Origin of the sequence: Bradyrhizobium retamae (assembly GCF_001440415.1) — a bacterium.
Classification (GTDB): Bacteria; Pseudomonadota; Alphaproteobacteria; order Rhizobiales; family Xanthobacteraceae; genus Bradyrhizobium; species Bradyrhizobium retamae.
On the sequence record NZ_LLYA01000200.1, the window covers coordinates 1 to 21007 of the forward strand.

At 59.9% G+C, this 21007-nt stretch carries 25 protein-coding genes, 1 tRNA gene and 1 pseudogene; 17 read left to right on the plus strand and 10 right to left on the minus strand.

The window, feature by feature from the left end:
- Positions 1-137 precede the first annotated feature (137 nt).
- Complete coding sequence (locus CQ13_RS34305; RefSeq protein ID WP_057847214.1) at positions 138-629, plus strand: hypothetical protein; 492 nt, start codon at positions 138-140, stop codon at positions 627-629.
- A gap of 33 nt (positions 630-662) precedes the next feature.
- Positions 663-2042 carry a discoidin domain-containing protein gene (locus tag CQ13_RS34310; RefSeq protein WP_057847215.1) on the plus strand — a complete coding sequence of 460 codons (1380 nt, stop codon included), beginning with the start codon at positions 663-665 and terminating at the stop codon, positions 2040-2042.
- Here CQ13_RS34310 and CQ13_RS34315 read toward each other — a convergent pair.
- Positions 2036-4018 carry an acyltransferase family protein gene (locus CQ13_RS34315; RefSeq protein WP_057847216.1) on the minus strand — a complete coding sequence of 661 codons (1983 nt, stop codon included), beginning with the start codon at positions 4016-4018 and terminating at the stop codon, positions 2036-2038. The two genes, CQ13_RS34310 and CQ13_RS34315, sit on opposite strands and share 7 nt — an antisense overlap.
- 115 nt (positions 4019-4133) lie before the next feature.
- Here CQ13_RS34315 and CQ13_RS34320 point away from each other — a divergent pair, with 115 nt between their 5' ends.
- The 11 genes from CQ13_RS34320 (at position 4134) to CQ13_RS34360 (ending at position 10134) form a co-directional block, all read left to right on the plus strand.
- Positions 4134-4664, plus strand: coding sequence for a TIGR02594 family protein (locus CQ13_RS34320; protein ID WP_057847217.1), 531 nt, complete (start codon positions 4134-4136; stop codon positions 4662-4664).
- A 48-nt stretch (positions 4665-4712) separates the two neighbouring features.
- Positions 4713-4898, plus strand: a complete 186-nt coding sequence (locus tag CQ13_RS43775; RefSeq protein ID WP_156434079.1) for a hypothetical protein — start codon at positions 4713-4715, stop codon at positions 4896-4898.
- Positions 4895-5131 (plus strand): hypothetical protein, encoded by a 237-nt coding sequence (locus CQ13_RS34325; protein WP_057847218.1) that lies wholly within the window; start codon positions 4895-4897, stop codon positions 5129-5131. The genes CQ13_RS43775 and CQ13_RS34325 overlap by 4 nt, the downstream gene beginning before the upstream one ends.
- A 225-nt stretch (positions 5132-5356) precedes the next feature.
- Entirely contained in the window at positions 5357-5695 is a 339-nt protein-coding gene (locus tag CQ13_RS34330; RefSeq protein WP_156434080.1) for a hypothetical protein, read from the plus strand.
- A gap of 26 nt (positions 5696-5721) precedes the next feature.
- Positions 5722-6069, plus strand: coding sequence for a septal ring lytic transglycosylase RlpA family protein (locus tag CQ13_RS34335; protein ID WP_057847220.1), 348 nt, complete (start codon positions 5722-5724; stop codon positions 6067-6069).
- Entirely contained in the window at positions 6069-6233 is a 165-nt protein-coding gene (locus CQ13_RS43780) for a hypothetical protein (RefSeq protein ID WP_156434081.1), read from the plus strand. The genes CQ13_RS34335 and CQ13_RS43780 overlap by 1 nt, the downstream gene beginning before the upstream one ends.
- Positions 6230-6679, plus strand: coding sequence for a hypothetical protein (locus CQ13_RS34340; protein WP_245309519.1), 450 nt, complete (start codon positions 6230-6232; stop codon positions 6677-6679). The genes CQ13_RS43780 and CQ13_RS34340 overlap by 4 nt, the downstream gene beginning before the upstream one ends.
- Complete coding sequence (locus CQ13_RS34345) at positions 6676-6864, plus strand: hypothetical protein (protein WP_057847221.1); 189 nt, start codon at positions 6676-6678, stop codon at positions 6862-6864. The genes CQ13_RS34340 and CQ13_RS34345 overlap by 4 nt, the downstream gene beginning before the upstream one ends.
- 194 nt (positions 6865-7058) lie before the next feature.
- Positions 7059-7913: a DNA adenine methylase gene (locus tag CQ13_RS34350; protein ID WP_057847222.1), complete on the plus strand. Its 855-nt coding sequence runs from the start codon at positions 7059-7061 to the stop codon at positions 7911-7913.
- Positions 7914-7917: 4 nt separating this feature from the next.
- Entirely contained in the window at positions 7918-8118 is a 201-nt protein-coding gene (locus CQ13_RS34355; protein ID WP_057847223.1) for a hypothetical protein, read from the plus strand.
- A gap of 246 nt (positions 8119-8364) precedes the next feature.
- On the plus strand, positions 8365-10134 hold the full coding sequence (locus CQ13_RS34360) for an adenylate/guanylate cyclase domain-containing protein (protein WP_057847224.1): 1770 nt from the start codon (positions 8365-8367) through the stop codon (positions 10132-10134).
- A 208-nt stretch (positions 10135-10342) separates the two neighbouring features.
- Here CQ13_RS34360 and CQ13_RS34365 read toward each other — a convergent pair whose 3' ends face one another.
- From CQ13_RS34365 to ligD, 4 genes are all read right to left on the minus strand, one after another.
- The gene (locus tag CQ13_RS34365; RefSeq protein ID WP_057847236.1) at positions 10343-10747 is read right to left on the minus strand and encodes a PaaI family thioesterase; all 405 of its coding nucleotides are present in this window, start codon (positions 10745-10747) and stop codon (positions 10343-10345) included.
- Positions 10748-11061: 314 nt separating this feature from the next.
- On the minus strand, positions 11062-11298 hold the full coding sequence (locus tag CQ13_RS34370; protein WP_057847225.1) for a hypothetical protein: 237 nt from the start codon (positions 11296-11298) through the stop codon (positions 11062-11064).
- On the minus strand, positions 11298-11630 hold the full coding sequence (locus CQ13_RS34375) for a hypothetical protein (RefSeq protein WP_057847226.1): 333 nt from the start codon (positions 11628-11630) through the stop codon (positions 11298-11300). The genes CQ13_RS34370 and CQ13_RS34375 overlap by 1 nt, the downstream gene beginning before the upstream one ends.
- The gene (gene ligD / locus CQ13_RS34380) at positions 11630-12550 is read right to left on the minus strand and encodes a non-homologous end-joining DNA ligase (protein ID WP_057847227.1); all 921 of its coding nucleotides are present in this window, start codon (positions 12548-12550) and stop codon (positions 11630-11632) included. The genes CQ13_RS34375 and ligD overlap by 1 nt, the downstream gene beginning before the upstream one ends.
- 126 nt (positions 12551-12676) lie before the next feature.
- On the opposite strand from ligD, the gene CQ13_RS34385 reads away from it, so the two are divergent.
- Positions 12677-12862, plus strand: coding sequence for a DUF3606 domain-containing protein (locus CQ13_RS34385; protein ID WP_057847228.1), 186 nt, complete (start codon positions 12677-12679; stop codon positions 12860-12862).
- A 612-nt stretch (positions 12863-13474) separates the two neighbouring features.
- On the opposite strand, the pseudogene CQ13_RS34395 reads toward CQ13_RS34385, so the two are convergent.
- The 5 genes and pseudogenes from CQ13_RS34395 to CQ13_RS34415 all read right to left on the minus strand — a co-directional run.
- A pseudogene (locus CQ13_RS34395) lies at positions 13475-13885 on the minus strand (SOS response-associated peptidase family protein); the annotation flags it as partial.
- A gap of 22 nt (positions 13886-13907) precedes the next feature.
- Entirely contained in the window at positions 13908-16325 is a 2418-nt protein-coding gene (locus tag CQ13_RS34400; RefSeq protein WP_082637814.1) for an AI-2E family transporter, read from the minus strand.
- 462 nt (positions 16326-16787) lie between these two features.
- Positions 16788-17450, minus strand: a complete 663-nt coding sequence (locus CQ13_RS34405; protein ID WP_057847230.1) for an SOS response-associated peptidase — start codon at positions 17448-17450, stop codon at positions 16788-16790.
- Positions 17451-17490: 40 nt separating this feature from the next.
- Positions 17491-18369: a hypothetical protein gene (locus CQ13_RS34410; RefSeq protein WP_156434082.1), complete on the minus strand. Its 879-nt coding sequence runs from the start codon at positions 18367-18369 to the stop codon at positions 17491-17493.
- Between the two features lie 211 nt (positions 18370-18580).
- A tRNA-Thr gene (locus tag CQ13_RS34415) sits at positions 18581-18655 on the minus strand.
- A 280-nt stretch (positions 18656-18935) separates the two neighbouring features.
- Between CQ13_RS34415 and CQ13_RS46100 the strand changes: the two genes are divergently transcribed.
- From CQ13_RS46100 to CQ13_RS34430, 3 genes are all read left to right on the plus strand, one after another.
- Positions 18936-19058: a hypothetical protein gene (locus CQ13_RS46100; protein WP_245309521.1), complete on the plus strand. Its 123-nt coding sequence runs from the start codon at positions 18936-18938 to the stop codon at positions 19056-19058.
- A gap of 51 nt (positions 19059-19109) precedes the next feature.
- Positions 19110-19805, plus strand: a complete 696-nt coding sequence (locus CQ13_RS34425) for a HoxN/HupN/NixA family nickel/cobalt transporter (RefSeq protein ID WP_057847233.1) — start codon at positions 19110-19112, stop codon at positions 19803-19805.
- Between the two features lie 76 nt (positions 19806-19881).
- Positions 19882-20856 (plus strand): Bug family tripartite tricarboxylate transporter substrate binding protein, encoded by a 975-nt coding sequence (locus CQ13_RS34430; protein WP_057847234.1) that lies wholly within the window; start codon positions 19882-19884, stop codon positions 20854-20856.
- Positions 20857-21007 lie beyond the last annotated feature (151 nt).

The window sequence follows — 21007 nt, forward strand, 5'->3', positions numbered from 1 at the left end:
TCGCCGGCCCGCAGATCAACTGAGGCGAGACGCAGATGCCAACTCTTCCTCGCTACAATAGGACGATCACGGACGACGCGGGAAACGTCGTGCCTGGCGCTACCGTTGAGGTCCGTCGAGAAGTCGCAGGACAGCCTTTGGTCCAGCTATACTCGGATCGCGACGGCGCAACTCCGATTGGCAATCCGATCACCGCCGATGCCAACGGATTTGTTTTCTTCCATGTTTTGTCAGGCGAGTATCAGGTCAAGGCGACGTTTGGCGCGGAAGTGCAAACACTGCGCTATGAGCAAATTGGACAGCCAACACTGCAAGTGGCGCTCGGCGAAGAGGTCGACATCACCACGAGCACTTACCCCGTCGGGGCGTTCGAGACGTTCATCGTCATCAAGCGCGTCGGCCCGACGCTGACGACCATCACACTGCCGCCGGTCGCTGATCGTGATGGCGTGCCGCTGAAGTGGGCGGACTGGTCGACGTCCGTCGTCTCGGATCATGAAATCAGATTCATCGCCGACGGCTCCGAAACCATCATGAAGCTTTCGACATATTCGGCATGGTCGAACGCCTCCGGCCTCGCAAGCGGCTGGCTGTACCCGTCCGATGATCTGACCGGCTGGCTGATCTAAGCAGGTCCTTCTTTCTCCCCAGGGATATCGAACATGAAACGAGTTTTACTCGCCGCTTTGGCGTGGGTACTGCTTGCTGTCCCGGTCGCTGCTCAATGGCAGGTGCCGGATCATGCCGTGCCGATCGGGCGAGGATCGGGGACGGGTTTCAAGAGCGCCGCTACCGCGACCAGTGGCCATCCCTTCGTATCGAATGGCGGCGCTGCCGACCCGTCGTTTCAATTGCTTGGTGCGTCTGGCGGCGGCACCAACAACGCCTTTATGCAGTTCATTGGACCTTCGGGATCGATCAAGACGTATACGCTGCCAAATGCCGACGAAACCATCGCGACGCTTAATGCGGTCCAAACGCTCACAAACAAGACGATCAACGGCGCTAACAACACGCTGACTGTGCGCGAGGCGGATCTATCGACCAGCGACGTTACGACTGGCAATGTCTCTACAACAAAGCACGGCTTTGCGCCTAAGCTTCCCAATGATGCGACGAGATACCTGGATGGGACGGGGGCGTACAGCGTTCCAGGCAGTTCTCCTATTACCCAGACAATGTTTGACCTATTTCGCAACCCTGCGAATGGAGTTGGGGGCAATACGACCACAACCTACCAATTCCCGGGGAGCGCATTAACAGCGTCAACAATTGCATTCTATGCCAATCAGGGCATGCGGCTTCAACAAGCCCGATGGCTTGTAGCGTTGACTCCGGGTCATGCGTCAAACGCTACGAGGATTAGGGTAGTTAACTTCGATAGCGGGCCGAATAACATTGTCTCTATGGCGGAAATTAGCGCAACGGGAACTACTCCTCTAACCGGAGGGGCAGACATTACAATCTCTCTTCTCGGTTTGATCAACGCTGGAGTCTTCAAGCAACTTGGTTATCAGATTGCTGGGAACGGCGTAGAATCCCCAACGGTATATCTATCCACAATCGAGATGGTCTGGGGCCCTAATCCCCCGGCCTATCTGATTCCGAGGATGACTGCTGCGACCACCGGCGGCTTCACTGCATCCGCATCGTCCGAGTTCGCTGGCGACAACGCCGCATGGAAGGCGTTCGATTGGGCTCAAGGCAGCATATGGGCTAGCGCCAACGTCGCCGGTCCGTGGTGGCTTCGCATCGACTGCCCTTCGACAATCACGCCCACCAGCTATGTCATTTGGGGCCGCGGCGGCACAGGTGCACTTTTATCCCCGAGAAACTGGACCCTTGAAGGATCAAACGATGGCGTCGGTTGGACAGTTGTGGACACCCGCACCAACATAACTGGTTGGCAGCCATTTGCGGGCGGTCCACGGTCGTTCACCATCGCTGTTCCTCAGGCCTTTTCGAAGTGGCGATTGAACATCAGTGTCACTGAACTAGGCGGAAATGACGTCGCAGTTGCTGAGTGGAATATGCTTCAATGAGCCAGCGCGGATGGAAGTCCGATAAGGTCCGCGAGATCCCGCAGCGTCTCGGGCTTTAGGTTTCGCCGAATGTGGCGTCCGTCACGGTAGAGAAATTCACCGTCAAGATAGGTTTTGCAGTCGGCCGCATCGCACAGTGCGTCTCTCGGGATCAAGGCCGTCACGTTCGGGTGCCGACGAGCGATGTCCTGAAGCATTCTGTCTGTCGGGACAGTGAATGTCTGCATCCATTCCAGGCTTGTTTTGTCGATTGCGCACGGTTCGCGTAGAAGCGTCGATAAGCGGACCAAGGCGCATGGAATCGGGTCCGTCCTTTGTTGCGGAACGGTTCCGATTAACACGAACCGACGCCCAGAGATCGAAGCCTTAGCGATTAGATCCTCTATGCCCGAGGCGAGTAGCTCAACTCCGTTCATCTTACCGAGCTGCCCGTCTTGACTGACCAGCTTCGTTAGGTGGGCCCAGGAAGCCGCCAAGACAACAAGATTGATGCTCGGATCGTCCTGAAGCAGTTGGATCGCTCGCTGACGCTGATCGGTGCAGTATTCATGGTAGTTAGGCGACCCCGGGAAGGGACGGTGCACATGGCCGCCGAGCGCGGCAGGGCAGTTCGTGTAGAGCAACAGCCCCATGTCCTCTCGGGCCGCGAGCTGCACCATCGGGGCGAAATGGCCGGCGTGACTATCGCCCCAAAGGAGCGCCTTTGTCTTTGCGGTCGCCCATGCGTGACCGAACGAGCAATAAGACCCGTTCAGTTGTGGAAGCTGTTCATACTGTGGGCATTTCCAATCCCACATCACCTCAAGACTGCGCAACGGGTAGGCTGTGGGGGTGAGCCGTTTCGGGAGCCCCTCGGCGCTGTCGATGTACACGCCTGAGCAGAATAGAGCGAGGCATGCGAAGGCACCGGCTCGGACAGTTTGAGTCGGTTGCGGGCGGCGTTCCCGAATTGGCTTCTCGACGAAGTAGAACGACAGCGTCGCCAATGCGATCGACACCAATGCGAGGCAGATCGCCTCAACCGTGCTGGGCTCGGTGTTGTTGATGTAATGGCGGTACAGTACCCAGACCGGCCAATGCCAGAGGTACAGGCTGTAGGAAATGCGACCGATGGCTCGAAATGGTCGCATTCCAAGCCAGCGACCAGGTGCTGTTTCAGCTTGCCGCGGCCAGATGACGAGCGCAGCGCCGACGCAAGGATATAGAGCCGCCGCGCCAGGAAAATGGCCCTTGTGCACGACGGCAAAACCGACGGCGATAAGAACGAGGCCAGAGATGACGGCGAGGGCGCCGAGCCTCTTCGAGAGCGGACGCAGAAACACTAAGAGCGCGCCGACTGCGAGCTCCCACGCTCGCGGCACGGCAAGATAGAAGGCTCCCTTAGACTCGACCCCGAGCCAAACGACGCTTGTGACGAGTCCAACAAGGACGGCTGCGCCGACGACAATTGCAACGGCGGTTCGGCTCCGACTCTTCATTAGCAAGAGAAGGAGCAGGGGCCAGACGAGGTAGAACTGCTCCTCGACCGCAAGCGACCATGTGTGCAGCAGGGGCTGCAGCTCTGCTGCTGCATCGAAGTATCCGGTGTTATGCAGGAAAAACAGGTTCGATAGGCCTATCGTCGCATAGGCCGCGCTGGCGCCAAGTGCCTTGTAGTCGCCGGGGAGCAGAATGAATCGGCCGATCCAGATGGTTGCGACCAGGACAACCACCAGTGCAGGCAAGATCCGGCGAATGCGCCGGTCGTAGAACCTAAGGATCGAGAAACTTCCGGTACCGATCTCCGCGACCAATTGTTGCGTTATCAGGAAACCGCTGATCACGAAAAACACGTCAACGCCAGTGAAGCCGCCGGGCAGTGCCGCGCTGTAGTGGAATGCCATCACTGACAGCACCGCGACTGCCCGCAGCCCGTCGATATCGGGACGGTAGTCGGTCGTCCGGATAGCCTGAGATTGAGCTAGCGGGGCGTGCATTGCGCGCCCGTACTACCACCACAACCAAGCCGCGAACAAGCCTAGCCAAGCGCCTTTTGCGAGGGGTGTGGCTTTTCAACCCCACCTAGAACGCCCCTGAAATCGGAGAATTTCCATGGCGCTTCCAGCGCAATACGCATGGCTGTCAAAAGAGCCGGGCCCAAAAATGATCCTTGAGGCCCTGAAACTGTTCGGCACAGTCGAGGCAGCCGGTTCCAAGGACAATCCAACGATCCTGGCATGGGCTGCGGAAGTCGGTTTGGCAAAAACCTACAGCCATGACTCGATCCCGTGGTGTGGACTTTTCGCCGCCGTGGTCGCCAAGCGCGCCGGCAAAGGGGTGGTCGATAGTCCGCTCTGGGCGCTGTCGTGGGCTGAGTTCGGCAAGCCTGCAGAAGGCGGCGCGATGCTAGGCGACGTCTTAACGTTCAAGCGCGACGGCGGCGGTCATGTTGCGATGTACGTCGGAGAGGACGCGAGCGCCTATCACTGCCTCGGCGGCAACCAATCTGATCAGGTTTGCATCACGAGAATTGCGAAGGCGCGGCTCTATAGGGCGCGCCGGCCGATCTACAACGTGCAGCCCGCGAACGTTCGGAAGATCGTCCTCGTCGCGAACGGCAAGCTGTCGAGCAACGAAGCCTAATCCGCCGCGCGACGGCATCGCGCAATCCAAGCATCATCGGAGAATATCATGAGTGGAATTATGAGCTGGTTTTCGACGGCCAACTGGGCTGAGATCATGGGCGCGGCAGCGGCATTTATGCTGTTCTTCGACCGTCTCGCAAAGCTCACGCCGACCGAATCCGACAACGCCATCGTCGCCATGCTTCAGAAGGTGTTCGCGGTTCTCGGGGTCAAGGTCCCTGACGTGAAGTGATCACCTACGCAAAACTCGCCCTGATCGCGCTGCAGGTCGTCCAGTTCTTTCTTCGGAAGGCACACGACGACAAGCAGTTCGCGGCAGGCGAGGAGCACCAGATTGCCGAGCAGACGAAAGCCGTGCTCGGCATGACGGCTGAAGGCAAAAGGCTGCTGGAGAAGATCAATGCGCTATCTGATGGCGACCTTGATGACCTTACTGATGCTGTTGGGAACGCCGGCAAGGGCTGATCGCGTCAAGTTCTGCTTCCTCTTTTGCGAGGTCGAAACGACGCCGGCAGTCGATAGCTTCTGCCAATCCTACCAGCAGGTGAACAAAAGCCCCTCGGACAGCGCTGAAATCAAAAAACTCTCTCGGGGTCCGAAGGTCAGGCTCAATTCGAACGACGTTCTGTACCTGTGCAAATGCAAGGCGTGGAACAATCCAATTTGCGAGAGATAGGGGCGGGTTTGGGAATGGCCGATGTTGTGACGTGGGGCGCCGTCGCGGTCGCGATCGGGTCAATGCTCTCTATCGTGACCTTTTGGACGCGGTATTCGGATCGCGTCACGAAGGCGGAGGGGGCGGCGAAAACCGCGAACGAAATAGCGCAGGAAGCCAAGAAGGACGCACACGAGGCGACTGAAAAGATCGCGTTACTCGCTGCATCCTTCAGCCTCTACCGCGAACAGGTTGCCCGCGAATACATCCACCGAGAAGTCATGCGAGAGGTGGAGGATCGTTTGACGGCCGCCATTGATCGCCTCGGCGCGCGCCTGGACCGCTTCACTGAAGCGGCCATGCATAAGAACTGACACCTCTCAACTTGGGGATCTGCCGTATGATTTTCCGCCTTCTACAGGCGGCGATGGTCCTTGCCGTCGTCGCGCCGCCGGCGCACGCCGAAACCTGCATCGCCAGCCAGTACGGCGTCGGCGATGGCTACCACGGCCGGCGCACGGCTTCGGGCACGAGGTTCAATACCTTCGCGCGGGATCCCTACACGGTCGCGCACAAGTCGCGGCCATTCGGAAGTTCGGTGACGATCACCAACCTTTCGAACCGTCGCTCGATCCGTGCCGTGGTGACCGATCGCGGACCGTTCGTCGCCGGCCGCTGTATCGACCTCGGCCGTGCTGGCGCCGACGCGCTTGGCATGGGCGGCACGGCCAGGGTCAGCGTGCAGTGATGGGCGCGCTGATCGTCATCGCCATCCTGCTCGGGGTCGGCGGCTTCATCGGCCTGGCGCTGTCGAACGAGGGCCGCACCGCGTTTCCGAGTTTCCTGACAATTTGCGCCGGCATCCTGCTGGCGACGATCGCCGGCGCCGGCCGGCTGATGGGGATGTTATGAATGAACCCAAGAAGCTTGCCGTCGTCTTCCTGGTCATCATGGCGCTCGGTCTGATCGCGATCGCAATCGAATGGCTGCGGATGCGCGTCAGCGGATGGCTCGCGCTCATCATCGTGTCGCTGATCCTGCTGCTGCTTGCGCTCTCCATCCATCCGATCCGTGCGCATGACCACGGCCGCCCTGGCCTCGACGGCTGGTACAGCGGCCTCAAGAGCGGCAAAGGGCCGTGCTGCGACGGCCCCGGCGTGGACGCGATGCATCTCTCCGACGTCGATTGGGAATCGAAGGACGGCCGCTACCGTGTGCGCATCGAGGGCGAATGGGTCGATGTGCCTGACGATGCGGTCCTCAAGCAAGCCAACCGCGACGGCCACACGCTGGTGTGGCCGACATGGCAGGACGGCAAGCGGGCGGTGCGGTGCTTCATTCCGGGGATCATGACGTGAAGACGCCCCGCTGCGACTTGAAGAAAACCGACGACCTGGAGCGCGAGCTGTTCCGCAGATATTCGATCGCGCTGCGGCTGTGGGCGCGCCGGTTCAACACGGCGGAGATTGCGGCGCACCTCAGGGAGCCGGAGCATATCGTCTGCCGCTGGATCTGGCATTGGCGCGAACTGAGCCGTTCCTGAAGCACATGCGCGAAGTGCGGGACGCCTCGCACTAGTTGTCCGTCCGCCATGACGTGGCGGGGGCCGAAGTGCTGTAACACTTCGAACCACGGGGCCCGGTTAACAAGTCCCGTCCGACGTCAAATCGCTCAACGTCAGCCCGCCGCCGGCTACGCTAGGCCTGCAGAGGTTGCCAACGGGTTGAGCTCTTTAAGATGGAAGAAAATAATCTCAGGCCGGTAACGCCGATCCGGCCGGCGGCCGCCTATATCGGCGGAAAGCGACGGCTTGGCGAGCAGCTCGCGCGGCGCATCGAGTCGGTCGAGCACTCGACCTATGCCGAACCGTTCGTCGGGATGGGTGGGGTGTTCTTTCGCCGGCGCTGGGCGCCGCGGCGGGAGGTCATCAACGACATTTCCCGCGACGTGGCGACGCTATTCCGCATCCTGCAGCGTCACTATCCGCAGTTCATGGAAACATTGAAATTCCAGATTGCGTCGAGACGCGAGTTCGAGCGGCTGCTCGCCTGCAATCCTGACACTTTAACCGACCTCGAGCGCGCCGGCCGTTTCCTCTACCTGCAGCGCCTGGCGTTCGGAGGGAAGGTCGCCGGCCGCAACTTCGGCGTCGAACCCAGTGGACCATCGCGGTTCGATGTCACCAAGCTCGGCCCGGTGCTGGTCGAGATCCACGAGCGGCTCGCCGGCGTGGTGATCGAGTGCTTGCCATGGTCGGACTTCCTCCAGCGCTATGACACTCCGGAGACGCTGTTCTATCTCGATCCGCCTTATTGGGGATCGGAGACGGATTACGGTGCGGGGGTGTTTGCGGGCAGCGATTTTGCGCGCCTGGCGGTGCATCTTGGCTCGATCAAGGGACGCTTCATCCTGTCGGTCAACGACGTCCCGGAAATGCGCGCGGTGTTTGCGCAGTTTTCGATCGAGAGCGTCTCGACGAGATACACGATCACAGGCGGTAAGTGGGCTGACGTCGCCGAGATCGTCGTTACCGGCCCTGCACCAGGCGCCGTTCCACCGGCGGCGGATCTGCTTTCGGGAATCGGCACCTGACGATTTGGGCGATCTTCGCCGGCAGGGTTGCGATGTATTCGCGCGGGCGCCGTCGGGCGGCATGGGCGGCACGGCCAGGGGCAGTCGGCGCGGATCCTGGGCGCCGCCGGGCGCGCTGCTGCTGTCGCCGCTGTTTGCGACCAATGGGCTCTGGGTACTCGGCGGCCGGCTTGCCGATCGCCGTGGCCAGCGGCGTCATCTCTGATGGTTTGCGAAGGATCCCGGGACGAGCTGCGGCCCGGCGTTCGCCCGACCGGGAGAGTGCTTCGGCGGCTGCGGGCCTTTTTTATGAGGACTCACAAGCAATGAGAAACGTCCGCTTAGCCCTCACTAGTGGCCCGAGAGCGGACAATCCTGGACCGCTGCTTTGGGCCCAACAACTGACATTAGCATGGATGGGCATTCGATGTGAGCCGTTGTACAATGGCAACCAGATTGGATTGCGAAGGCCATGGTGCAAGAGCGGCCAGTCCGGGTCGAGCGCAGACTGTCGGCGATATTGGCGGCCGACGTGGCTGGCTATTCGCGGCTTATGCACAGCGATGAAGAGCCTACGCATGCCAAACTGACCTCACTTCTGATGGACGCCGTGAACCCAGCAATTGCTGAACACGGCGGCCGCATCGTGAAGAACACCGGGGACGGGTTCTTGGCGGAGTTTCCGAGTGCCGTCGAGGCGGTTCGGGCTGCAATGCTTTTCCAGACCCGTGTTCATGAACTTACAGCCGGAGACACTGACGACAGACGTATTGCTTTCCGTGTCGGCATCAATATCGGGGACGTAATTGTTGAGCCGCATGACATTTTTGGCGATGGTGTAAATATTGCGGCACGGCTCGAGGGCATTGCAGAGCCCGGCGGTATCTGCATCTCGGCGTCAGCCTGCGATCAGGTTCTGGGAAAGATAGCGGCCGAATTCGTCGATTTGGGCGAGCAGCGCCTTAAGAATATTGCGCGGCCAGTCCGCGCCTTCAAAGTTGTGGATCGCGTTCCGGCAGCTAGACAAAGACCTACGTTAGCCCTCCCCGACAAAACATCAATTGCCGTGCTTCCATTCCAAAACCTTAGCGCAGATCCAGAGCAGGAGTATTTCGCAGATGGCGTGGTGGAGGACATCACGATGGCGCTGTCGCGTTTCCCTTGGCTGTTTGTAATCGCCCGCAACTCGAGCTTCACTTACAAGGGCCGCGTGGTGGACGTGAAGCAGGTCGGCCGCGAACTGGGGATTCGGTACCTCCTTGAAGGTAGCGTGCGCAGGGCTGGGAATCGCATTCGTATCGCGGGGCAGCTAATCGATGCTGAAACGGGAGCACACCTGTGGGTGGATCGTTTTGAGGGAGCGCTCGCAGACATATTCGAACTACAGGATCATGTGACTTCCAGAGTTGTGGGTGCAATCGCTCCTAAGTTGCAAGATGCAGAGATCAAGCGAGCCAAGCACAAACCAACTGAAAATCTCGATGCATACGACTACTATCTGCGCGGTCTACCGAAGGCTCGTCGACATACCGTGGAGGCGAACGATAAGGCGCTCCAGCTCTTTAGCAAGGCGATCGCGCTGGACCCGGGGCTAGCCTGCGCCTACGGCATGGCCGCATGGTGCTACACGCAGCGAAAGGCACGTGGGTGGATGGTCGAGGATACTCAGGAGACTGCCGAAGCTACGCGTCTGGCCCGGAAGGCAGTGCATTTGGGCGGAGATGACCCAGTGGCGCTATCTATGGGTGGATACGCACTCGCATTTGTCGCCCACGAGTTCGACTGTGCGGCTGCATTTATGGATCGGGGATTGGTGGTCAATCCCAACTTGGCGCAAGCTTGGATGCTCAGCAGCTGGTTGAGAATTTGGAGAGGTGAGCCCGATCTCGCACTTGATCACGTCGCGCAGGCCATGCGACTGAGCCCGGTCGATCCATCGCAGTACGGCATGCTAGGAGCCGCGGCTTATGCTCATTTCCTCGCGGGCCGCTATGACGTGGCATCGTCATACGCCGAGAAGTCAATGCGGGACAATCCGACTTTCCTGTTATCGATTTGCAGTTTTGCAGCTAGCAGTGCGCTCGCCGGGCGGCTTGGGCAAGCACAGAGGGGCTTGGCACAAGCGCTCGAATGCAATCCCAATTTGCGCGCCTCTAATCTCAAAGATTTGGCACCATTTCGCCGAACAGAGGACCTAGCCACGTTCGCCGAGGGGCTCCGTCAAGCGGGTCTTCCCGAGTGACCACAGCGGCTCCTTGCCCACACGCGCGTGCCGAAGGAAGCGGGGAGCCTGCATACCCCATCGATGTCCGAAATGGGTCAAAATGCGGAGAACTCACCGTGAGCAAACCTAGTCCGCTACACGTCCGTGAGCAGACCTCGATGCAACGTGCCGCCACTTCACCTACGGGCCAAAGGCTGACCATCGCCCGCTTTAAGGGATGGCGTTGTCAACGATCAATAGGGACCATCAAAGTGTCACCTGTCGCGACTAGCGATCTCTGGCCATGATCGTTCTCAGCAAAAAGCTCCGCTTTCGCAAAGATTTGTTTGCGGCCGGCCCGAACGGTTGTACCCTTTGCGATAAAGCGCCGGCCGACGGCCGGCCTCAGGCAGTTCATCGAAAAATGCGTTGCTGTTACGTTGCCAGCCAAAGTGGCAGCAGCGAAACCACATGCGGTATCCAATAAAGCAGCGATCATTCCCGCATGAAGATGACCGGCGTACTGGGTGAAATCGTCGCTCCACTCCATGACGATTTCGGAAGCCCCGTTTTCCGCGGCAGTGACGTCGAACCCGGCCAGACAATTCAGTCGGGCGGAGGCGTTCGCCGCGATGAGGTCCTGAAGGCTCATTCCTGAACTGCTAGTCACGCGACTCTCCGTGTTGATCCAACGTTCCGCCATCAAACGCGACAGAGAGGCGGATTGCACCGCCAACAAAGTTTAAATCAGCAACTCAGGGTTTGTTTAAAACGAGGTCTATTCGCCCGGTGTGCCGGCTGCCAGCGCGGCCAGTTTTGAGAGATCATTGGCTCAGTCTCGTCCTCGGCAAATTCGAAGGCTCTGTGTCCGTTATGGGTCAAGAGCGGTAAGGCTCAGAGCGAGCGAACGTTTCCGGTTTGCGGCTCAAAGCAGACGCGAGGCGTTTAAGAGTACGAGCTTGTTTCCTACCGATATTTTTCCGGCTTCAAATAGGTGGATGGATCCGATCGGATGTCTCCGCCCTTCTTGCCGCAGGCCGTGCAGGTGAAGAGAGGCTCGACGTCGGATATCCGGACATTGTCGGACCACCGATCCGCACTCATGTGCACGCTGTGACTGCACTTGTGGTCGCGGCAATAGATGATGATGCCGCGGTATCCTTCCTCGCGCATTTCGCCGAAGGTGATCTTTTGGGGGGACATCAGTTTGGCTGTGCCGGTTCGATATCGCTTTCCGGGCCGGGCAGGTGTTCCATCACCTGGCCAAGGTCGCGCATGTCGCATAGTTGGCCGCATACGGGGCACAGCTCGAAATGATCGACCTCTACCCGATCGGGGTCGTCGATGTCACGGCCGGTGTGGCGCGGGATATCGCGGGTCTCCCTGATTTTGCGGACGGCCTCATTGACCTTGGCGCGGTCGTACCGCGCTTCGGGCGCCAATGACGTAACGGCGTGGTGAATGTCGGCCGGTAGGGTCAGGCCGCTATCGAGCGGCTTGTTCGCCCATTGCCAGAAGCGGTCGAACGCATCCATCAAAGGTCCTCCCGCAGGCCCTTGTAGAACGGATGGCGCACCTTTCCCTCGGCGGACTTAGCGCGGTACTCGATCTCGGCGTTGAGCTCCGGCTCCACCCAGATGCCCTTGTGCCCGATCCGCTTGGTGTAGGGCTGGGTTTTGCGGATCAGGGGCGTCAGGCGTTTGCGCAGCTCGGCAGCGGAGGTCTTGTCGAAACCATGGTCGACCTTGCCGGCATAGATCAGGTCATCACCCTTGCGGCGTCCGACATAGATGCCGTCCCACTCGTTGCCATCGAGTGCAAAGCCCGCAATGGTCAGCGTCTCGCGCTGGGCGCAGGTTTTCTTGACCCAGTCCCGGCCGCGCCCGGAAAGATAGCGGCTGTCGCGGACCTTGGAGACGACGCCTTCCAACCCGACTTTGCAGGCGTGCGCAAACATCTCCTTGCCGTCGACCTCAAAGCTTTCGCTGAACTGGATGGCCGTCTTCTCGATCAGCTTCTTCAGATGCGCCTTGCGGTCGGTCAGCGGCAGTTTTCGCAGATCCTGGCCGTTGAAGTAGAGCAGATCGAAAGCGATCATGACGAGGCGGGTGGACTTGCCGCGCAGTTCGTTCTGCAGCACGGAAAAGTCCGTGGTGCCGTCGGCCGACGGAACGACTACTTCGCCGTCGACGATGGCGCTGCCGGCGTTGATCAGGTAGGCATCGGCCGCGACCTTGCTGAAGCGCCTGGTCCAGTCATTGCCGCGCCGGGTGAAGATCTTGATATCGTCATTATGGATATGGAGCTGGACGCGGTAGCCGTCGAACTTGATCTCGTGGATCCATCGATCGCCGGACGGCACCTTTTCAATCGACGTCGCCAGCGCGGGCTCGACAAATCCGGGGAAGGGCGCCTTCACCCCGATCGCAGCCGCCTTCCTACGCTGAAACGCCACGCCAAAAACTCCACGCCACGAACAACGTCGACTCAAACTGGCACAGGTCAAATCGTTCCGGTCGGGAAAAACTGGAACTCGGCGCATTATGACGCGTTGCCACGCGCAAATAGGAGGTATTTCAGGATGGCTAAGGCAAAGAAGCAGTCAAGCCGCGGGCGTAATCAGGACCGGGCGAGAGTCGCCGGCGGGCAGGATTACGAGGTGCGCTACACGGCGAAGAAAGCCAAGACGTCGGCAGGTGCGGTGAAGAAGGCGGTCAAGAAGGTTGGCAGCAGCCGCAAACGGGTCGAGCGCCGGCTCGGACAATAGGAAAGCGAATTGAGGGTGGCGGGCACTCACACGGTTTTGCCGCTTTATCCCGGCATGATGATTCGGCGCTCGAAAAGAGTGCATCATGAGGGGACGGCTCTGGCACACATTAGCCCCCAGCCCCGCGCCAGAGCCGTTTCCCCAGGACCCGTGTTACCTGCTGGGGTGGTAGGACTTCCGCATGCAGCGATCTCGTTCTGCGATCGTCTTGGAAGTCATCACCGCGGCGGCGGTGGTCGTGCTTGTGCTGTACGTGTTACTCGGACCGCCCAACTAGCCATCGGAGCGGGCGTCGCAGTTCCTAGGATTCGGTCGCAAGCCGGAAAGCAAGCCGAAAATAAGGGCCGCCGTTCGCTGGTCGTGTGCCCTAGGCGAACAGCTCGGCGCCGGCCGGCGTGAAGATCACGAAGGTTCCGGATTCGTGCATCACCAGCCAACCGCGCTCGATGGGGAGTTTCATGCCGGCGCCATTCCGCGGGACTGCCGCCATCGCGAAACAGAAATGGCTCATTGATGTGGATGCGGCCTTGCACCGACTCCACGGTGTTGGCTATTTCGAGTGTCCGGCGCGCGGCTTTCTCCGGATCGGCAAGGGGCGAGGGGTGGCGTATTTCATGCGGCAGCCTTGTCTTCCTTATCTGAGCCTCGGGCAACGATCATGATCGCATCGTCGGGCAATGGCCGCTGCAGCGCCTTGGCCTCGTCCCAAGGTGCGCGCATCCAGACGTCGCGTTCCGCGTCTGTCATCAGGATGACCGGCATGGCTTTCGGATGGATCGGTTCGACGACGCTGTTCGGGGACGTGGTCAGAAAGCCGTAGACCTGATGCGGCCCTGGGATCGGTTTTGATTTCGTCCCGCGGTCGCCTTTGAACTCAGTCCAGATGCCGGCAAAGCAGGTCAGCGGCCGATCGTCATTGATCGCGAACCATACGACATCCTTTTTCTTGGTCTCCGGGTTCGGCTCGGGGGCGTATTCGGCGAAGCTGTTGAACGGCACCAGGCACCGGTTTTCCGGCTTCAGACGTGCAAGGGCGCAGCTGACATCATACAATTTCGGACGCCGTTCGAGCTGATTCCCCGAACGAACTTTGCAGCTGGTTGCGTTGGAACTCAATTTCGACCCGGACCATAAGGTCATCCGCGATCTTCCGGAGAACCTTGCGATCCTGATCGTCGAAGGATCTCGGCTTGGTGTCGATCACGCACAAGGAGCCGATGGCGACGCCGGAACTCGTCCTCAAAGGGACACCTGCATAAAAGCGAATGCCATTCTCGATAAGGAACGGGTTATTCGCAAAACGTGGATCCTTGGTTGTATCCTCGACCACCAGCAAGTCGTTGGAGGCGACCACATGTCCACAAATAGAAGTTTCTCGCGCGTCTATCCGGCAGGCATCGAGCTTTGGCGGCAGCCCCACTGCTCCGGGCCAGTGCTGATGGTGCTCATCGACCAGGGTCACCAGCGCGATTGGCGTAACGAAGGCTGCAGCAACTTTAGCAGCCACTTCGTCGAAGTGCCTGCTTTCGCCTGTCACAAAACCAAGGCTCCGAAGAGCCGCTATGCGGCCCTGCTCATTCTCGGGAATAGGCGCCGGTTGCATCGGATCAGAGATATGGAGCGAGACCCAAGCGTCGATCTGCGCCGCCGCTGCCTCCACGGAAAACACCACAGCGTCGGCTTCCATATACTCCCTCAAGTCAGTTCGCTTCATTAGCTCAGCAGAAGGGTTCCACAGACAGACCACAGTTCTTATGTTGGGGGCTCGCCTCTTCAGCCGCCGGCAGGCGAATGTAGCAAAGGGCCGCGGTTCGGGCGCGAGGTAGGAAAGGCACACCACTTCCACGCCAGCCAAATCCAATTGGCCGATGCCATTCTGGCTGATTGCAATCGGCGGCAAAACGCGCGCTCTGATACCGCGCTCCGCAACCGCCTGCGCCACCATTTCAGCGGCTGCCCCATCCAAATCAGTCCTGCCAGCAATGCACAGATCCGGCACGCCGAGGGCCCTTGGGGCCGGTGCAGCCCGGTCGGTGGTCGACTCCTCCGCGACGGTAAGCTGTCGGACATGGTCCGCGACTTCCCGCACGACGGCGACCATGCCTTCCGCAACCCTGCGCTTATAGGTGGCATCGCCGGTGCTCCGTTGCCGATCGTTTTCCGCCAGGCGCAGGGCGGGGATCGCCACCTGGTCATAAAAAGCGCGGGAGGAATGCTCATCTGTGTAGTTTTCCGCAACGTCGATAGCCTCCTCGGCATTGCCGGCAAGCAACCGCTGGTACAACTGCTCTTCCGGAGCCAGAACAGGATCACTTCCAAGCAGAACTCCGAGGAACTGAAGCTGAGGAACATAACGGCCGATGACAATGAGGCAGACGGTCAGCGGGGTGGAAAGGACAAGTCCGATCGGGCCCCAGAGGGATGCCCAGAAAATTGCGGCAGAGATGATGGCGAGGGACGACAGCCCCGTGCTGGAGCCATAGAGCCATGGTTCGACAACGTTGTTGCTAACAAGTTCCATGACGAGGAATAAGCCGATGACCCACAACAGCATCGACCAGCCGGAATCAACCGCAAAGGCAAGCGCCACCGGAAAGAGCGCCGCAAGGAACGGACCGAGATACGGGATGAACCGCAGGACTGCGGCGAGCAGCCCCCAGAGAACGGCATTCGGGACGCCGATGAAGTAGAGGCCCACGCCGATCGGCAGTCCGTAAGTGACGTTCACGAGAAGCTGCATCAGCAGGTACCGGCTGACTCGGCTCCCGGCCTCGTTCAGGGCTTCGGTGCTGGTTTGGAGGTCCCCCGCGCCGACGAGCTTGATGAACCGGTCCCTAAGATCCTCCCGCTCAAGAAGAACGAAGATCACGAACACAATGACAATGCCCGCAATGGCCAAGGTCTCGACGAGCGGGCCTAGCACCGTACTAATGACGTCGAGAGGCGAGCGTGCGCCGGGTTCGATCGTCACCGGAATAGGTTGGCGCGACGTCTGCGCGCCAGCGGGCGGCGGAGCAAGAGGACCAGTCGCGGCATCTCGCCCAGACAGTTCCTTCCCGAGCCCCTCTATAGTGGACGTGATACGATCGACGACGCCTCCTTCGGTAGTGCCCGAGCCCCGGAGCGATTGAATTTTCTCTACCATCGTCTGACGATAGCTTGGCAGTTCGTTGGCCAGTTTTATGACTTGAGCCGTGACAACGTAGGACAACCCGCCGATGAGGATGAAGGCGAACGTGACCGTTAGGATGGCTGCGGCGACCCGTGGCACACGCCAGCGCCGAAGTGCATTTACAATTGGAGAAAGAGCGAAGGCCAGAAGGATGGCCAAGGTGAACGGGATGAAGAACTCGCGACCGAAATAGAGGCCCCCGATGGCGAGAAGAATACCGCCTGCTGTGATTACCGAACTACTCACCGGGGAAACTGGCTGCGGTGACGGGATAGGATCTGTGCCGGCCATGAACGCTTCTCCGCCCTGTTCGCCCCGGCCCTAGTTGATGCCATGGAAGCGGGCCCAGATCTGAGGCGGGCTCCGAGAGGCGTTACGTTGAGCCAGTGTCTTCAACGCCTGATATGACGGCTTTGATCCTGCGACTGCTGTAGCAATATTGGGGGGCGTGGCTGAGCGGGGCGACTTAAGTCGGTCGCCCCCTTTGGGCACGGAGTTCTCTTACTCCCAGCTTATTGGAATAGCGCCACCGGCGGTGAACGTCACGAAAGTGCCGGACTCGTGCATCGTGAGCCAGCCGCGCTCGATCGCGAGCTTGAGGCCCGCGCCGTACTCTGCCGGGCTGCCGCGGTCCCGCTCGTTGATTTTCTCGATATGGATGCGGCCCTGAACCGGGTCGACCGCATTGGGCGATCTCGAGGAGCCGGCGCGCAGCTTTTTCAGGCTCGGCGTAGAGGCGGGCGTCGGCGTATTTCATGCGGCGGCCTTGTCTTCCTTATCTGAGCCTCGGGCAACGATCATGATCGCATCGTCGGACAATGGCCGCTGCAACGCCTTGGCCTCGTCCCAAGGTGCGCGCATCCAGACGTCGCGTTCCTCGTCTGTCATCAGAATGACCGGCATGGCTTTCGGATAGATCGGCTCTACGACGCTGTTCGGGGACGCGGTCAGAAACCCGTAGACCTGATGCGGCCCTGGGATCGGTTTCGATTTCGTCCCGCGGTCACCTTTGAACTCGGTCCAAATGCCGGCAAAGCAGGTCAGCGGCCGATCGTCGTTAATCGCGAACCAGACGACGTCCTTCTTGTTGGTCTCCGGATTCGGCTCTGGCGCGTATTCGGCGAAGCTGTTGAACGGCACCAGGCAGCGGGTCTCCGGTTTCAACCAGCCGCGCCAGTGCGGCGAAGAGGTATTGCGGATGTTGGTCACCGGCGGCCCGCCGGTCCGCAACGGTGGCGGCATGCCCCACCGCATCAGAACAAGCTCGCGCTCGGCGCCGGCGTTGCGAATGACGGGGGCGGGATAATCCGGAAACACGCCGGGCATGGGTGCCAGGTTGCCGACATAGCGGTTCATCACCCGGAACAGCGCCCGGATTGCTTCCTGGTTCGTGGTGATTGAATACAGATTGCACATTGCCAAAGCAGTAGTGGGACAGGCTTTGCTTTAGGCGATATTATACTGAAGGGCCGGCCTGAGGATTAGTCGGAATTGACCCGACGGGGTCGCCAAACGCGCTAAGGTCCATCGGGATTGCCTTCAACATTTGAACAATGGCGTTGTGAACGCTATTCATCAGCGCGATTGCTTCATCTGCTGTTTCAAGATTTTGCTCGGGGTGGATCAGAGGGTTGCGATGAAACTTCACTAAGTGATCAATTGCGCCGCGCACGATTTCGTCACCGAAGTTCTTTTGCTTCATTTCGTTTAGATAGTCACCAATATTCCCGCGTTGCGGCCTATCCGCTCCATTTGAAACTAGATCCCAATATCGTCGCAGGACCGCCTCGTTTGCCCGGTGCAGATGAAAACCCGCTGCCGTATGCAGTTCAAACGCTATGCAGCGCGTCGCCTGGTTTAGGTCATACTCAGCTTCAGGCACTTTCAAGCGTATGTCGGAGGGAAAACACACGGTCCCACTCTCAACGAGAGCGGTAATTTCATAGCCGGCCTTCGGCATGACCATATAGATGGGCATTAAGGAAAGCTCTGCCTGCAAAATCGATTCGAATGTCGTGAGATTATTGGTGACCTGATAAACATCGACCCAGTCCAATTCAGCATTCTGGTCGGTCGCGCTCTCTATTTTTAGTTTGAGCTCACGGATGGAATCCAACAATTTCTGCCCGGCCACATAAGAGGTCCGAATGCGGAAAATGCTGCGTGACAGAAGCGGCTCTAATGCGCCAAGGGCGATTACGACAGGGAAGTGAGCTTCTGCGACCGTAGTGGCTTTATCAGGGTTAGACGCCCAAGGCGGGCGTCCGCGCAGTTCTCCTAGCGGGTGGATTTGTGATCCGACCGTGTAGAGATAGTAGCCATCAACTCTTTGCATGGAGGAGCACCCTTTAAGGGCTCGATCGCCCCGCGTCACAATCATAGGTCATCTCCGCTCGGCAAGTACAATATCGCCTTGCTTCAACCGGAACGGCCCGTGAACAACTGATCCTGTTTTTGGGGCTGGCAAAACCGCTTCTGTTCGCCGACTCTGCCGACTTTGCCGACCTGCCGCGATGGCAAAAACATCAATAAAACCAACAGTTACGTGGTGCCGGTTGAGAGGATTGAACTCCCGACCTTCGGTTTACAAAACCGCTGCTCTACCGCTGAGCTAAACCGGCGAATCGAAGCGATCGGTGCGCGGCGAAAATACCCGCCGCGTGGGGCCGATCTTCGGCGGCTCGAATACCAGACTTGGTCGCAAAGGGCCAGAACCTCAAACCCGCTTCGCGCATCCGGAATATGAAAAAGTCGGCCTTCTGGCCTCCTTTCGCGCTCAGTTCCGCGTGCTCACTGGCAGAGATGCGTGCGGCCGTCCTCGCCGCGGAACCAGGTGCCGGGAGTGCAGACAAAGCCGTTACGGCGAGCATAGGATTCGCCGGCCGATCCTACGGCAACGCGCTGCACGGTTTCACCAATCCCGCCGCCGATGGCTCGATCATGCGCGCCGCGCTCTACAACGAACAGGCCGACCGCCGCTCCTGGGCCTCGATGATCAGCCTGTTCGATGAAGTCTTGACCTGACAAAGTCTTCCAACTGGTATTTGATGAATTAATACAGAGAGCAGGGGGCGTATGTTCGGAATTCTGGGGCTGGGGTTTTTGCTGGGCATGCAGCATGCGCTCGAGGCCGATCATATCGCCGCCGTCTCCAGCATCGCCGCGCGCCGAAGCCGTGTGGCCGATATCGTCAAGCACGGGCTGACCTGGGGGCTCGGCCATACGCTTACCTTGTTCGCCTTTGCCGGCGCCGCCATTCTGCTCGGCCGCGCGATCCCGGACGGCATTGCCCGGCCGCTCGAGACCGCCGTCGGCCTGATGCTGGTCGGTCTCGGGGCGCATGTGCTGTGGCGGCTGTGGCGCGACCGGGTGCATTTTCATCAACACGGTCATGGCGACGGCACGGTGCATTTCCATGCCCATAGCCATGCCGGCGAAATCACGCCGCACGCCCGCGCCGCTCACATCCACGAACATGGCTTCCGCTGGCGGACCCTGCTGGTCGGCCTGATGCACGGCATGGCGGGCTCGGCCGCACTTCTGGTGCTCGCGGTCACGCAGGCCTCCAGCCCTGCCGTCGGGCTCGGCTATATCGCATTGTTCGGCGTCGGCTCGATGATCGGCATGGGCGCGCTGTCGACGGCGATCGCGGTGCCGCTTGCGGTCTCCGCGCGCTGGCTCACCTGGGCCAATCGCAGCTTGCAAGGGGCAGTCGGCCTTGCCACCGTCGCGATCGGGATTATGACGGTGGTCGAGACAGTGCTGGCCTGACGCGGCATCGTCTCAGCGTTAGGGGCCGGTGAACAACTATCCGGTGAACAATTATAAAGTGTTTGGAGGAAATAGAATGAAGCGCCGAGATTTTCTGGCCGGAAGCGCCGCGTGTTCGCTGGCGACGATAACGGGCAAGGCATTCGCGCAGGCCGGGCCGCTGACCAAGATCATCTTCCCGTTTGCGGCCGGCGGTGGCGGGGATGCACTTTGCCGGCTGCTGGCGCAGCACGTCGCTCCCTTGCTTGATCGCAACATGATCGTCGAGAACCGCACCGGTGGCGACGGGCTGATCGGCATCAAGGCGGTGAAGGGCGCCAATCCCGACGGCACGACCATCCTGGTGACTACGGGACCGACGATGTATTTGCTGCCGATGGTCGAGACCACGCCGAGCTTCGACGCGGCGAAGGATTTCGTTCCGGTCAGCCAACTCGTGCGGTTCGAATTCTGCGTCTTCGTCGGCAAGGCCGTCCCGGCCGAGGTCAAGGACTTCAAGCAGTTCGTTGCCTGGCTGAAAGCCAATCCGGATCAGGCCACGTTCGGCGTGCCGAGCAACGGTACCATTCCGCATTTTACCGGCTCGCGGCTCGAGCAGGCGCTGGGCGTCAAGCTGACGCGCGTGGCCTATCGCGGCAGCGCGCCGATCATCAACGACCTCGTCGGCGGCCACATGCCGTTCGCGATTTCCACGTTGACCGATGCCATCCCGCAGCATCGCGCGGGCAACGTCCGGATTCTCGCGGTCGGCAGCGCGCAGCGCTCGCCGTTCCTTCCCGATGCGCCGACTCTCAGAGAGAGCGGCGTCGATCTGGTGGCGGACGCCTGGTACGGCATGTGGCTGCCGGCAGGCGCCTCGCCGGATCTTGCGAAAAAGCTGAGCGAGGCAGTCGCTACCGCGCTCGCCAAGCCGGAGGTCAAGGAAAAGCTCGCAGCGATCGGCCTGATCCCCGTCGGCTCGACGCCCGAAGGCCTGACGAAGGAGCTCGCTGCCAATAACGCCTTCTGGCAGCCGATCGTGAAAGAGACGGGCTACAAGATCACGAACTAGAGCATGATCCGGAAAAGTGGGTGCCGGTTTTCCGAAGAGATCATGCTCAAACAAAAAGCTGGATCGCGATGACAGTTCGGAGAATTGTCATCGCGATCTAGGAGCCTGTCCCAGTAATGGACTTGGGATCAAGCGAAGCGAGTTCTGAAGG

Excerpts from the sequence above, each read along its gene's own strand:
- CQ13_RS34425 (WP_057847233.1), top strand. The coding sequence starts at position 19,110 with ATGTTCGGAATTCTGGGGCTGGGGTTTTTGCTGGGCATGCAGCATGCG.
- CQ13_RS34370 (WP_057847225.1), bottom strand. The coding sequence starts at position 11,298 with ATGTCCCCCCAAAAGATCACCTTCGGCGAAATGCGCGAGGAAGGATAC.
- CQ13_RS43780 (WP_156434081.1), top strand. The coding sequence starts at position 6,069 with ATGGGCGCGCTGATCGTCATCGCCATCCTGCTCGGGGTCGGCGGCTTC.
- CQ13_RS43775 (WP_156434079.1), top strand. The coding sequence starts at position 4,713 with ATGAGTGGAATTATGAGCTGGTTTTCGACGGCCAACTGGGCTGAGATC.
- CQ13_RS34360 (WP_057847224.1), top strand. The coding sequence starts at position 8,365 with ATGGTGCAAGAGCGGCCAGTCCGGGTCGAGCGCAGACTGTCGGCGATA.
- CQ13_RS34405 (WP_057847230.1), bottom strand. The coding sequence starts at position 17,450 with ATGTGCAATCTGTATTCAATCACCACGAACCAGGAAGCAATCCGGGCG.
- CQ13_RS34315 (WP_057847216.1), bottom strand. The coding sequence starts at position 4,018 with ATGCACGCCCCGCTAGCTCAATCTCAGGCTATCCGGACGACCGACTAC.
- CQ13_RS34335 (WP_057847220.1), top strand. The coding sequence starts at position 5,722 with ATGATTTTCCGCCTTCTACAGGCGGCGATGGTCCTTGCCGTCGTCGCG.
- CQ13_RS34310 (WP_057847215.1), top strand. The coding sequence starts at position 663 with ATGAAACGAGTTTTACTCGCCGCTTTGGCGTGGGTACTGCTTGCTGTC.
- CQ13_RS34365 (WP_057847236.1), bottom strand. The coding sequence starts at position 10,747 with ATGAGCCTTCAGGACCTCATCGCGGCGAACGCCTCCGCCCGACTGAAT.
- CQ13_RS34385 (WP_057847228.1), top strand. The coding sequence starts at position 12,677 with ATGGCTAAGGCAAAGAAGCAGTCAAGCCGCGGGCGTAATCAGGACCGG.
- CQ13_RS34350 (WP_057847222.1), top strand. The coding sequence starts at position 7,059 with ATGGAAGAAAATAATCTCAGGCCGGTAACGCCGATCCGGCCGGCGGCC.
- CQ13_RS34400 (WP_082637814.1), bottom strand. The coding sequence starts at position 16,325 with ATGGCCGGCACAGATCCTATCCCGTCACCGCAGCCAGTTTCCCCGGTG.
- CQ13_RS34410 (WP_156434082.1), bottom strand. The coding sequence starts at position 18,369 with ATGCAAAGAGTTGATGGCTACTATCTCTACACGGTCGGATCACAAATC.
- CQ13_RS34430 (WP_057847234.1), top strand. The coding sequence starts at position 19,882 with ATGAAGCGCCGAGATTTTCTGGCCGGAAGCGCCGCGTGTTCGCTGGCG.
- CQ13_RS34330 (WP_156434080.1), top strand. The coding sequence starts at position 5,357 with ATGGCCGATGTTGTGACGTGGGGCGCCGTCGCGGTCGCGATCGGGTCA.
- CQ13_RS34320 (WP_057847217.1), top strand. The coding sequence starts at position 4,134 with ATGGCGCTTCCAGCGCAATACGCATGGCTGTCAAAAGAGCCGGGCCCA.
- CQ13_RS34340 (WP_245309519.1), top strand. The coding sequence starts at position 6,230 with ATGAATGAACCCAAGAAGCTTGCCGTCGTCTTCCTGGTCATCATGGCG.
- CQ13_RS34375 (WP_057847226.1), bottom strand. The coding sequence starts at position 11,630 with ATGGATGCGTTCGACCGCTTCTGGCAATGGGCGAACAAGCCGCTCGAT.